We start from the raw sequence: 11,761 nt of genomic DNA, 5'->3' as shown, positions 1-11,761 counted from the left end.
GGGTTTGGGGGGGGGGGGGGTGTTTTTTGGGGGGCCCCCCCCCCCCCCGGGCCCCCCCCCCCCCCCCCCCCCCCGGGGTCGAAGGGAGACCTCTCGTCGGGAAACCCGACGGCGATCTACGGGCCTGGGACCGTGTCCAGGGACTCCCCGTTGCCGAGTTTGACGATCTGGGCGTCACTCGCCACGCCGGAGAACATCCACACGTCGTCGATCACGCCCGGCCAGTACTCGCCAGGTGTTCCGTTCTCCTTGTTGCGTCCGAACTGGAGTTGCTTGGTCGCCTGGAACGGCTGGACGTTGGCCCGCCACGACATGGCGTCCAGGACCTGCTCCAGTTGGCCGTTGACGTACAGCCGTGCCTCGTCGGCGAAGGCGTCGTACACGACTGCCAGGTGGTCCCACTCGAATTCCGAATGGAAACTCGAATGCCGCACCACGGGACGGGCCGCGCCCGCCGTGTCCGCGCTGGGCAGTTCCAGTTCGTAACCGCCCTGGTTCTGCGGGTCCGTGGCGTCCGGTGCGTATCGCACGGTGAAGGCGCTGTTGACCGCTCCTTCCGCCGACAGGACGGTGACCTTCTTCTGCGGGCGTGCCGCGGTGTCGACCCAGGCGGTCACGGTGAAACTCTCCTTGGTGTTCACCGGGACCGTCGCCGCGGCGGCGTAGTCGTCCACCCCGTCCAGGACCAGACCACCGTCGCCGACCCATCCGGCGCCCGGCTGTACGGCCGCCTGTGCGCCCAGGACCGCCGGCCGCTTGCCGGCGCTGTCGTCGGGGCTGGAAGCCGGTGTACCCGCCGTCGTGGTGTCGAACTTCCAGCGCCCCTTCACCTGCGGGTGCTGCTTGAACAGGTCACCGGCCTCGTCCTTGGAGACCACCCGGTCGTACAGGCGCACATCGTCGATCTGCCCCTTGAAGAACGAGTCGGGCCGGCCACCGTACGATCCCGCGCCGACCTGTACCGGACCGGTGGCGTCCCAGGAAGCGGGTGTGAACGGCACCGTGGAGACGAGCCCGCCGTCCACGTAGAGCCGCAGCTCCTTCAGTGTGCCGTCGTAGACACCGAGGAGATGGTGCCAGCTCTCGCCGGGGTAGACCTGGTCGGCGGCGGGCTTACCGAGGTTGGCCATGGCCCGGGTCGGGTCGACGCCCGCGGTGTCGGAGTCGTACCGGTTGAAGACCCAACGGCGGTACGAGCCGGAGTAGTACAGCTCGAAGCCGCTCTGCTGTGCGCCGGCCTGGGTCGCGATGATCTGCGCCGAGTTCGACTCCGCCTTGGGGAGTCTGGCCCAGGCGGACACCGAGAAGCTGCGCAGGGTGTTGAGCTGCGGCCCGGTGGTGCTCGCGTAACCGTTGTCGGTGGAGCTGAGGTCCAGGGCGCCGGCCACGTTCCCCGGGACACCGAACGTACCGCCGCCGCCCTTCAGGACCAGCGGGTTCACCTGGCTCGCGCCCTTCGCCACCGGGGAGGTGGCCGCGTCGTCGAAGTCCCAGGCCGCCTTGGCCGGACGGCCGGTGGTCACGGGCTCCTTGCGGGCCAGCCGACCGACGTCCTGCGCGCCCAGGGGGCGGTCGTAGACGGCGCTCTCGTCGATCGCGCCCTGCCAGGGTTCGCCGTAGGCGCCGTTGTACTTGGCGCGTCCGAACTGGAGGTTGGCGGCGGCGTGCCAGGGAGTGGTGACCGTGGACGTGCCCGCCGCGACACCGTCGACGTACAGGGTGTACTTGCCGGCCACCGCGTCACGGACGGCCGCGAGATGGGTCCACTTCCCGACCTCCGGCGGGGCCGGCGACAGCACCCGCTGGACGTCGAAGTCAGCACCGGCCGCGTCCTTGGTCGGCACACGCAGCGCCCATCGTCCGCTTCCCTTCTCGTAGCCGAGGTAGAAGCCCGCCTGGGAGGTTCCGTCGACGCTGACCGCCGTGGCGGTGGCCGCGTCCGAGTCGAGGCGCACCCAGGTGGAGACGGTGAAGTCGCCGTCGGTGTCCAGCAGATGGGGGCCGGCGGCCGCGTAACCGTCACCGGCGCCACCGCTGTTCAGGGCGAGGGCCGTGCCGCTGACACCCGGTTCACCGAGTACCGCGGTGCCGTCGAGCTGAGCGGGGCGTGCGCCGCCGCTGCCCGGGTCCTGCGTCGAACCGGCCGGGGCGTCGAGAGTCCAGGCGGCGCGTTCGGGCTGGCCGGTGGCCACCCGGAACTGGTAACTGGCGATCGTGCTGTCGTTGTTGTTGGCGTCCCAGGCCTGGACGTAGAGGTTGTTGAGTCCCGGCCGGGTCGGCATCACATCGATCGCGACGGCTGCTCCGGGGGTCGCCGGCTTGCGCTCGTTGGCCGCGGTCGGGTCCGCGTTCAGGCCGAACCAGTACTTGGTCACGTCCGGCGCGGTCGAGTCGATGGTGAAGCGGCCGTACCGTCCGACCCCGTCCAGCCACGGATCGAGCGGGTCGTCGGTGCGCGACGCGGGGTACTGCGAGGAGACCACGGTCGGTGCGGCCGGGTGCTTGGAGTCGTAGATCAGGTAGCAGCCGGTCTGGGTGTCACCCGCGTAACTCCAGGGCCCCCACAGCTTGCCGTCCGAGGCGCGCACGCTCCACGAGGCCTTGACGTTCTGCGGGATGGTCGACGGAAGCGTGATCGTGTACGGCTGTCCCGAGGCCTTGGGACCGATGCGGCCGGAGTTCCAGTGTTCCTTCCAGCCGTCGCCCGAGTCCCACTCGACCTTGAACTCCGCGTACACCTGGTCCTTGTCGGGATCCGACAGGACGGCTGTCGCCTTGGGAATGACGTTCACGGCCTTGGGCGCCAGCGTGCAGGTACCACCGGGGTTCATGGTCAGCTGCGACTGCTTGGGCTGGTTCGGCGGGTTGTTGTACTCGACGCGCAGAAACCCGTTGCCCGCGAAGCGCTTCCACTGGTTCTCGGCGCTCTCGTTCGGCGCCTTGAGCCCGAAGGTGAGTGAGGTCTGCTTGTTGGCGGCGGCCCAGACGACCGCGTCCTTGGCGTTGAACTCCAGGTCACCGTCCGGGCAGGAGGCGGTCGCGCCCTTGGCCGCCGTCACGGTCGGCATCTGGTCGATCCAGTAGCCCGCGGCCTTCTGGTCGTTCCAGGACGTGGTCGAAGTGAGCGCCTTGGTGCGCCAGAACTCCACCGGCTGCTTGACGCAGTTGTACGCGAACGTCTCGCGGACGACGAACTCGGCGCTGGTGATGCTCTTGCCCGCGAAGCTGGTCACGGGCAGCTTGTAGAACAGCCGCTTGGCGTCGTTCGGCGCGCACTTGAGGCCGGTGAAGTTCGGCGGGCAGAAGCCCAGGCCCGAGTCGGCGGCACCGTCGAACTTGTAGAAGTCGGAGTCGGGGTAGGCGCGGGAGACCATCGCGTACGCGGACGAACGCGGTGAGGACCAGGCGGGGTCGATGAAGACCGGGTAGCGGGTTTCCTCGCCGGAGAGCAGCTTCGGGTCGGGGGTGAGAAGGAGGGAGTCCCCGGTCACAGAGGCATGTACGTCGGCCCGCGCCGAGGCGTCGCCGGGGCCTTCGTACAGCTCGGAGGCTGGTGCGGTGCGCGAAGTGGCCTGCGGTGCGGCGGACTTGGTGGCGTCGGACGCGGCAGACCTGGCGACCGACGCCTTTGTCCGGGTGCTCGCGCCGGTGTTCGCGGCCGCACCGGTGCCGGCTTCGCGGGAGTCCCACATCACCGGTTGTGCCGCCTCGAAGGCCACGCCTCCCGCCTGGGTGTCGACCGCCTCGAGTCCTCCTGCGACCGTGGAGCGGACGGTGAGCCCCTTGCCGGCCATGGGCAGTCTCAGTTCGGTGAGCGCGGGGTTCGCCGCGGCCTCGGCGCTCTTGACGACCAGGACCTGGGAGAAGCCGTCGGGCTCCGCGGTCATCCGCAGGTCGACGTCCGGCAGGACCTCCGCATAGGTCGCGGACGATCCCGAGATGGCCGGGGCGGGCAGTGTGCCGGGCCACGACAGGGACAGCTCCCGGCCTGCCTTGACCATCCTGACCAGCGGGTCCCGGCTGCCGCCCGCTGAGAACACCACGTCGGCGGCGGAGGCGACGGGCACGATGCCGACGTCGTCGACCCGCCGCAGGCCGGTGTCGATGTCGACCCATCTACCTGCCCGGCGGGCGCGCACCGGTTCCATGTGCGTGATCTCGGTGAGACTGCCGCTCGGGTTGGCGAACACCTCGCGTCTCGCCCCGCGTTCGGAGACGACCTCCACCTGCTTCCCACCCCGCCGGGCCTGATCCCGCGCCCGGTCGATGTCGGGGGACAGGGTGTCCCGTGCGGATTCGTCGGCTGCCTGGGATCGCGTACGGGCCGCATCCGAGGTCTGCGCGACCGCGGTGGGCAGGGACGATCCTGGTAGCCCTCCCGCGAACAACGCCCCGACCAGAAGAGAGACCGCGCCGACGGCTGCTCTCCCCCACGTTCTCTCAGCCACGCCAGCACCTCTCACGCAATCTTCATAATGTGAAGATCACTATCTGGCTACCCGTCACAAACTGTCAACGAGCTGTGTGCTGACCCAAAACCCCACCTGTTTGCCCGGATCAGGACAAGATGTGAGCGCTATTTCGACATAACGCCCTACCTTGGAGGCGACATTCACATCAGCGGACGTGCGCGCCGCCCTCGCCACGAGGCGGTAGCGGAGGTTCCGTGTCCGGGCCGGTGTTCGAGGGTGTGGTGGGGGAAGTGGGGGCATTTGAAAAGAAGTAGGCCCCCGCACGTATCAGGCAGGACGGTACGTGTACATCCCCCCACGCACGGAGGAGTCGCCCATGCTGCGCGGCATCGACGTAAGCGCCTATCAGTCGTCCTCTTTCTCCACCGACGGTCTCTCCTTCGTCTTCGTCAAGGCGACGGAGGGCCATACGTACGTCAATCCGAGACTCACCGCTCAGGTGAAGACGGCCCGCGACGCCGGGTGCGTGGTCGGGTTCTACCACTTCCTGTGGCCCGGCAACATCACCGCCCAGGCCGAGTACTTCGTCGGCAAGTCCCCCGAGAAGGCCGGGGACCTGCTCGCCGTCGACTGGGAGGCCACCGGTGACGGCACGCACGCGAGCAACGCCGAGAAGGACCGTTTCATCCGGATGGTGAAGGAGCTTCGGCCGAACCACCGGGTCCTCCTCTACACCAACCGCGACTACTGGCTCACCGTCGACACCACCTCGTACGCCGGAGACGGCCTGTGGATCGCCGACTACGTGACCGCGGGCAAGCCCCGCATCAAGGCCTCATGGCGATTCCACCAGTACACCGACGAGCCCCTGGACAGGGACGTCGCGAACTTCGGCAGCAAGGCCGCGCTGAAGGAGTGGGCGACGGGAGGCTGACGGGCCGGCCGGCGACCACGACCCTGTGGCGCCCCACCGGTCCCGAGGAGCTGGATCTGGTCCGGCGGTCGGGGTGGCGCGCCCGGCCGCCCCGACCGCCCGAGCAGCCGACTTCCATCCGGTGCTCGACGAGGACTACGCGATCAGGAGCGCGCGGGACCGGAACGTGAAGCACAGCGGTGTCGCCCACATCGTCGGAGAGATCCGGCTGACCCAGAGTTCTCTGGCACGTAGGCTCCGACCTGCGGCTCGGTGGGAGCTGTCGGAGTGAGGGGAGCTCTCGCGGATGGGCGGGGCGGTCACGGCGGTCAGCAGTAACGGGACGTATTCCTTCACCAAACCGAACCGGGAGAGCATCACGCTGCTCGCCGGCCTCGGGGTGGAGGGTGATGTGCACGCGGGAACCACCGTGAAGCACCGGTTCCGGATGGCGAAGGACCCGTCGCAGGTGAATCTGCGGCAGGTGCACCTCATGCACGAGGAGCTGTTCGACGAGCTGCGCGAGGGCGGTTTCACCGTCGCTCCCGGGGAGCTCGGGGAGAACGTCACCACCCGGGGTGTCGACCTGCTGGGGCTGCCGGTGGGCACGCTGCTGCGCCTCGGGGACGCGGCCGTCGTGGAGATCACCGGTCTGCGCAATCCCTGCGCGCAGATCGACGGCTTCCAGAAGGGGCTGCTCAAGCAGGTCGTCGGGAGGGACGAGGGCGGCGGTGTCGTCTACAAGTCCGGGGTCATGAGCGTCGTACGGGAAGGCGGTGTGGTGCGGCCCTCAGACCCCGTCGAGATCGAGTTGCCGGTCGGGCCGCACCTTCCGCTGCGGATCGTGTGACGTCAGGCGCGGAATTCCGCGGGGCGCTCCCGAGGTGCGTCCGCCAGCGCCTTGGTCACCTCGTCCACGCCCTTCTGGAGGCCGTAGACCGGGGAGCCGGGCTGCTGGCGCCAGGAGTCGTCGAGGCCGCCCGTGTCGACCGTGTCGAAGCCGAGTTCGTCGATGAGCTCACGGACGACACGCTTGGCGGCCTCGTCGTCGCCGGCCACCGGCAGCGCCAGACGGTCGGGGGCGCCGGCCGGGCGGTGCCGGTCCAGGATGTCCTGGGCGTATGTGCCGTTGAACGCCTTGACGACGGTGTGGCCGATCTGCCGGGCCGTCCAGCCGCTCTCGGTCAGACCCTCGTCCTCGATCGCGGCGATCCTGCCGTCGCGCTGCTGGGGGTAGTAGTTGCCGGTGTCGATGACGGCGACGCCCTCGGCGGCCTGGTCCACAAGCCCGTCCGGCAGGTCCGGGACCGCCTTCAGGGGAATCGTGACGACGACGACCTCGGCGCCGCGCGCCGCGTCCTCGACCTTGACGGGGGTCGCCCCGGTCTCCTCGGCGAGCGCGGTGAGGGTCCCCGGACCGCGGGAGTTCGCGACGGAGACGTCGTGTCCGAGGGCGGTGAGCCGTCGGGTGAGGTTGCCGCCGATGTTGCCCGCTCCGATGATGCCGATCTTCATGATGGACAGGCCCTTCCGGGGTTGACGCCACTGGACTGACGGTGATCATCAACCGTGGTGCACGCGCACCTATTCCGGGACGTACGGCGTTCGAGTGACGGGCCGCCACAACAGGGGCGCGTCTCCTGCAGCTCCCCTCGGAGCACCGTCCCGGCGCCGCGTGGGCGTCGTCGCCCGGGTTGGATCCAGCATCTCGATCAGGAGCGTACGCATCCGGGAGGCCGGCATGACGAAGGGGCGCCCGCCGGATGGTCGGCGGGCGCCCCTTTGCCCGGGTCACCTGTTCAGGGCCCGGGTCACTTGTTCAGGTGGGTCCAGAACTCGTCGAACGAGAGGACCTTGTCCCCGTTGAGGTCGCGGGTGGCGATGACGGCCTCCGCCACCGACTCGGTGACGTTCCAGTCGCCGCCCTGGGCGAGGGCGCTCTTGAACTCGGCCGCGGTGATGAAACCGTCACCGTCCGTATCGATCCGCTCGAACTGCTTGCGTGCTTCCTCGATGTCCGCCACCGATCCGCCCCTTCGTAGTGCATTACCGCTGTATTGACGGAGGTCAGATTAACGGTCCGCGCCGGCCCTCAGTGCGGCGACCACCCAGCCGAACTCCTCCCGGTGCGCGGACGGGGTCCCCGCGCCCTTCACCGTGGCCAGCAACTCCCGGTACCGGGCGAGCCGGTCGTTGGACGCCGACTCCATACGTTCGAGTACGACCGCCAGGCCGCCGTCCCCCACTACCTCCCGCAGGATCGCCTCCGCCTCGGGCGACTCGGGGGCGATTCCCCGGGCGCGGGCCTCGGCCCCCAGCTGGAGCATGCGCATGGGGAACCACACGGACCGCCCGGCCGCAGCGGCGTGGTCCTGGTCGGCCGCGTTGAACTCGACCACCTTGCGCATCTGCGCCCGGAACTCCGGATCCTGGACCATTTCCGCCAGCTCCACCCAGGCGTCCACCTGCTCGGGGGCCGGCTCCTCGGGCAGGTCCCCCGCTAGGGAGCGCATCCGCTCCTGGATGGCCGGACCCACGGAGTCGAGCCCGTGGAACAGCTCCTCCACGAACTCCTCCATGATCCGTTTCCGTTCGGCGGCCGACAGCCGCGCCAGTTTGTTCATGAGCGTCATCTCCCCCGCGGTCGAACCGCGTCGCGCCACGGACGACAGCACCGCCCTCGTCACCTTCAGCGCCCTGATCTGCGCGTCCAGCGCCGTCACATGAGTGGCGGCCACCTCCGCGACCGTCGTCTCGCCGGCCAGCACCCGGCGTACGGCGTCCAGACCGAGGCCCAGTTCGCGCAGGGTGCGGATCAGTTCGAGGCGGGCCACGGACGCGGCGTCGTACAGCCGGTAGCCGCCCGAGGAGCGGGCCACCGGGGGCAGGGCGCCCTCGTCCGACCAGTAGCGGATGGTGCGCACGGTCAGCCCGGTGGCCCGGGCCAGCTCGCCGATGGTGAGAAGTCCGGTGCCGTCGTCGATCATGTCTGCGAGTCTGGGCCTTCCAGTGGGTGGAGACTCAAGGAGCCCGGTGGTGGAGACTCTTCAGGACATTCTCGACGCGGCCGCACGGGGCGTCTTCCCACCGGCGGACGGTCGTACGACCGTCGTGGCGCAGGCGTCCCACCGGGACGCGGGTGTGCTCGCCTTCACCGCGCACACGGTGGTCTTCACGGACGAGGATCCGCGGTGGGTGTACGACACGCTGGCCGCCGTGCCGTGCGACGCCCTCGCCGCGCCGATGAACGCGCGGTTCCTGGCGGCCTTCCTCGAGCGGACGGGGCGTACGTCCGAGACGATCGACGCGATGCTCGTGGGCTCTCCCCTGCCGGGCGAGCCCCCGCTCCCGCTGAAGGAGATCACGGACGGCGAACATCCGCGGATCGTGTACGCCCGTGGGCGCCGCGGCGACGTGCGCGCGTGGACGACGGAGGGCGGCGTGCTCGTACTGGGGCGCGGGATCGCGGGGCGGCTGGAGGTCTCCGTCGAGGTGGACGAAGGAGCACGGCACCGAGGGCTGGGCCGGGCCCTGGTGACGGCGGCCCGGCAGCTCGCCACGGAGCCGCTGTGGGCCCAGGTCGCGCCGGGGAACGCCCGCAGCATGCGGACGTTCCAGGCAGCCGGTTACCGTCCCGTGGGCTCGGAGGCGCTGCTCATCGCCGGATAGGCGTCAGTGCCAGGGCTCGTAGTACGGGTTGCTCTCGCAGTCGCTCATGATCTCGGTCCTGGTCTTCTTGTCGACCGGGCAGACGCCGATGATGTACTGGCGCGCGATGCCGCCGGGGAAGGCGACCTCGACCTGGTCGGCCCACTTGTGGGTGTCACCGATGGTCTTGTTGACGTCGACGCCGCCAGGCGCGTCGATGTAGTAGTTGAAGCCCGACTTGTACCAGGTCTTGTACAAGTCGTGGTCGTACGTCGTCGACACGTACGGCGAGGGCTGGTTGACCAGGACGTACTGCTCGATGTCGTACTGCCCGTTGACGGCGTCCTTGGGGTAGAGGCCCTGCTCGAAGACGGTGGCGGGACCCCGGCTGTCGCTGCGGTAGAGCGTGCCGCAGGTCTTGCGCCAGACCGGCTCGGGGGTGATGCGCTCGACCTGCACACGGTGGTCGGCGGCGGCCTTGACCGGGTCGTCGAACTGGGGACAGGTGGGCGCGGCGGCCTTGGCGAGCGGCGCGACGGGGGTCGCGGGGAGCGTCGCGGCGGAGGTCGCGAGGACGGCCGAGAGGGAGACGACGACGGCGGCGGCCCGACGCCGCAGGCGAGTTGTGATCATGGGGAGCACGATCTCGGTTCTGCGGCGGCGGGCCGGGGATCTTCACCCGTACGGCGGCGTGTCACCGCCTTCGGGTCAACCGGGCCCGGATCAGCGGAAGATACCGGTGTGGCCGAGCGAGTAGCGGCCCGGCTGGGGGTAGACGGCCAGGCCGTGCGGGCCGCTGCCGACCGGGATGCGGGCCAGCTGGACGCCGGTGCGGGTGTCGATGGCGTACACCTCGGAGTTGTAGCGGCCCGACAGCCACAGGACCTTGCCGTCGGCCGAGACACCGCCCATGTCGGGGCTTCCGCCGTGCGGCAGGCGCCACTTCTTGGTCAGCCTGTTCCGGGTGAAGTCGAAGACGGAGATGGTGCCCTCGCCCCGGTTGGAGATGTACATCTCGCGCGAGTCGCGGCTGACGTACAGCCCGTGGCAGCCCTTGCCGGTCGGGAGGAAGGACGGCTTCGTGAACTTGTCCCCGTCGAGGACCCACACGCCGTTGGCCACCATGTCGGCGATGTAGAACCGCTTGCCGTCGGGGGAGATCTTGACGTCCTGCGGCATGGCACCGCGGAAGGGCAGCTTCTCCTGGGCGACCACCTTCATCCGCTCGGTGTCGACCTTCAGCAGCTCGCCGCTGAACTCGCAGGAGACGATGAAGTAGCGGCCGTCGAGGGAGAAGTCGGCGTGGTTGACGCCGTAACAGCTGACCGGCTCGGTCTTCACCTGCTTCATGGTGTGCGCGTCACGGAAGACCAGCTCGCGGTCGAGGGAGGCCATGACGATGGCGTACCTGCCGTTGGGCGTGAAGTACAGGTTGTACGGGTCGTGCACGTCGACGGTCTTGCCCGCCTTGCCGGTCCTCGGGTCGATGGGGGTGAGGGTGTTGCCCCGGTCGTTGTTGACCCAGAGCGTCTTCATGTCCCAGGAGGGGACGACGTGCTGGGGCTGGGCGCCGACCCGGATCGTCTCGATGACCTCGTACGTCTTCGGGTCGATCACGGAGACCGTGTTGGAGTTGGTGTTGGGGACGTACACGCGGGACGGGAAGTCCTTGACGACCGGCGAGAGCTTGTTCGGCCGGTCGGCGGCGTAGAGGTCCGTCGGGTCGAGCACGGGCGGCATGCCGGGCAGGCCGTCGACCTGCTTCGGCTGGGCCGGTTTGACGGCGGCCTGGGTGCCGACGGCCTCGTGCGCGGTGTTCTTGGACTCGCCGTCGCAGCCCGGAAGTACGGCGAGTGCGGCGAGTACCGCGCCCGCGAGCAGGGCGCGCTTCGTGAGGTTCCGGTTGCGGTGCATCAGCTCAGCAGCTCCGTGGTGGTGACCGCGCGCAGACCGCGGCGGCCGAGTTCTTCCAGGACGGCGGGGAGCGCGGCGACCGTGTCCGCGTACCCGAAGTGCAGGCTCACCACGGATCCGTCGCGGACCCCGCCGATGACCTGACGGGTGACGGCGGGGGCTCCCGGCGAGGTGTAGTCGAGCGAGTCGACGTCGTAGGAGAGGATGTGCGGGTAGCCCACACGGCGGGCCACGCCCGCCACGCGGGCGGAGGCGCTCGGGGTGCGGGAGGGCCTGAACCAGGTGCCGATGGACCCGGTCAGCCGCCGCAGCCGGTCCGCGCAGCCCCGGATCTCGGCCTCCGCGTCCGCCTCGGACATCGCGTTGATGTCGAGGTGGCGCAGGGTGTGGTTGCCGAGGTCGTGGCCGCCGTCGAGGATGCGGCGGGCGATGTCGGGGTGCTCGTCGAGCCAACTGCCCACCGCGAGCACGGTGACCCGGGCGCCGGCCTTCTCCGCCTCGCCGAGCAGTGCCTTGGCGACGGCCGGGTCGCCCTGGCCGTGGAAGGTGAGGGCGACCCGGGGACGGTCACGGGGGCCGTGGGTGATCTCGGCGGGCTGCTGCGGGAACCGGCGAGGCGCGGGCGCGGCGGCGGCCTTGGCGGAGGGGTTCGCGGAGGAGGCCGCGGACGGGTTCGTGGAGGGAGAGACGGATGTGCGGGACACGGCGACCGGGTGGGCGACGGCGCCGGTCGCGGAACACCCCGTGGCGAGTGTCCCGGCGGCGAGCGCGACACCCGACCGCAGCGCCGCACGCCGATCCGGAACCGTACGAGGATCCGGCGCCGCACGCGCGACGCTTCCGGCGGGGTTTCCGTCGGAGCTTCCGTCGGGGG

General features: G+C 69.9%; 10 protein-coding genes and 1 pseudogene. 4 read left to right on the top strand and 7 right to left on the bottom strand.

Features of this window, described 5'->3' with window-relative positions:
- Positions 1-116: 116 nt before the first annotated feature.
- The gene (locus ACIQTP_RS20665) at positions 117-4,448 is read right to left on the bottom strand and encodes a LamG-like jellyroll fold domain-containing protein (RefSeq protein WP_403401637.1); all 4,332 of its coding nucleotides are present in this window, start codon (positions 4,446-4,448) and stop codon (positions 117-119) included.
- A gap of 340 nt (positions 4,449-4,788) precedes the next feature.
- On the opposite strand from ACIQTP_RS20665, the gene ACIQTP_RS20660 reads away from it, so the two are divergent.
- The 3 genes and pseudogenes from ACIQTP_RS20660 (at position 4,789) to ACIQTP_RS20650 (ending at position 6,175) form a co-directional block, all read left to right on the top strand.
- Positions 4,789-5,346 carry a glycoside hydrolase family 25 protein gene (locus tag ACIQTP_RS20660; RefSeq protein WP_403402010.1) on the top strand — a complete coding sequence of 186 codons (558 nt, stop codon included), beginning with the start codon at positions 4,789-4,791 and terminating at the stop codon, positions 5,344-5,346.
- Positions 5,343-5,539: pseudogene (locus ACIQTP_RS20655) on the top strand (ADP-ribosylation/crystallin J1); the annotation flags it as partial. The gene ACIQTP_RS20660 and the pseudogene ACIQTP_RS20655, both read left to right, overlap by 4 nt.
- Positions 5,540-5,632: 93 nt before the next feature.
- Positions 5,633-6,175 carry an MOSC domain-containing protein gene (locus tag ACIQTP_RS20650; protein WP_403401635.1) on the top strand — a complete coding sequence of 181 codons (543 nt, stop codon included), beginning with the start codon at positions 5,633-5,635 and terminating at the stop codon, positions 6,173-6,175.
- A 2-nt stretch (positions 6,176-6,177) separates the two neighbouring features.
- On the opposite strand, the gene ACIQTP_RS20645 is transcribed toward ACIQTP_RS20650, so the two are convergent.
- From ACIQTP_RS20645 to ACIQTP_RS20635, 3 genes are all read right to left on the bottom strand, one after another.
- Entirely contained in the window at positions 6,178-6,849 is a 672-nt protein-coding gene (locus ACIQTP_RS20645) for an NADPH-dependent F420 reductase (RefSeq protein WP_403402008.1), read from the bottom strand.
- Positions 6,850-7,136: 287 nt separating this feature from the next.
- Positions 7,137-7,349, bottom strand: coding sequence for an EF-hand domain-containing protein (locus ACIQTP_RS20640; RefSeq protein ID WP_148010556.1), 213 nt, complete (start codon positions 7,347-7,349; stop codon positions 7,137-7,139).
- Positions 7,350-7,397: 48 nt separating this feature from the next.
- The gene (locus ACIQTP_RS20635; RefSeq protein WP_403401633.1) at positions 7,398-8,312 is read right to left on the bottom strand and encodes a MerR family transcriptional regulator; all 915 of its coding nucleotides are present in this window, start codon (positions 8,310-8,312) and stop codon (positions 7,398-7,400) included.
- 49 nt (positions 8,313-8,361) lie between these two features.
- Here ACIQTP_RS20635 and ACIQTP_RS20630 point away from each other — a divergent pair, with 49 nt between their 5' ends.
- Positions 8,362-8,994, top strand: a complete 633-nt coding sequence (locus tag ACIQTP_RS20630; RefSeq protein WP_403401631.1) for a GNAT family N-acetyltransferase — start codon at positions 8,362-8,364, stop codon at positions 8,992-8,994.
- Positions 8,995-8,997: 3 nt separating this feature from the next.
- On the opposite strand, the gene ACIQTP_RS20625 is transcribed toward ACIQTP_RS20630, so the two are convergent.
- The 3 genes from ACIQTP_RS20625 to ACIQTP_RS20615 form a co-directional block, all read right to left on the bottom strand.
- Positions 8,998-9,606, bottom strand: coding sequence for an ADP-ribosyltransferase (locus tag ACIQTP_RS20625; RefSeq protein WP_403401630.1), 609 nt, complete (start codon positions 9,604-9,606; stop codon positions 8,998-9,000).
- A 90-nt stretch (positions 9,607-9,696) separates the two neighbouring features.
- Positions 9,697-10,887: a YncE family protein gene (locus ACIQTP_RS20620; RefSeq protein ID WP_403401628.1), complete on the bottom strand. Its 1,191-nt coding sequence runs from the start codon at positions 10,885-10,887 to the stop codon at positions 9,697-9,699.
- Entirely contained in the window at positions 10,887-11,591 is a 705-nt protein-coding gene (locus tag ACIQTP_RS20615; RefSeq protein WP_403401626.1) for a polysaccharide deacetylase family protein, read from the bottom strand. Before ACIQTP_RS20615 ends, ACIQTP_RS20620 begins: the two co-directional genes overlap by 1 nt.
- Positions 11,592-11,761 lie beyond the last annotated feature (170 nt).

This window comes from Streptomyces sp. NPDC090798, from assembly GCF_044768965.1.
Lineage (GTDB): Bacteria > Actinomycetota > Actinomycetes > Streptomycetales > Streptomycetaceae > Streptomyces.
Note: the sequence above shows the minus strand (reverse complement) of the source record. Positions and strands in the feature narration are given on the sequence as shown.

Coding starts and splice junctions, on each gene's coding strand:
- ACIQTP_RS20625 (WP_403401630.1), bottom strand. CDS start 9,606: ATGATCACAACTCGCCTGCGGCGTCGGGCCGCCGCCGTCGTCGTCTCC.
- ACIQTP_RS20650 (WP_403401635.1), top strand. CDS start 5,633: ATGGGCGGGGCGGTCACGGCGGTCAGCAGTAACGGGACGTATTCCTTC.
- ACIQTP_RS20660 (WP_403402010.1), top strand. CDS start 4,789: ATGCTGCGCGGCATCGACGTAAGCGCCTATCAGTCGTCCTCTTTCTCC.
- ACIQTP_RS20620 (WP_403401628.1), bottom strand. CDS start 10,887: ATGCACCGCAACCGGAACCTCACGAAGCGCGCCCTGCTCGCGGGCGCG.
- ACIQTP_RS20635 (WP_403401633.1), bottom strand. CDS start 8,312: ATGATCGACGACGGCACCGGACTTCTCACCATCGGCGAGCTGGCCCGG.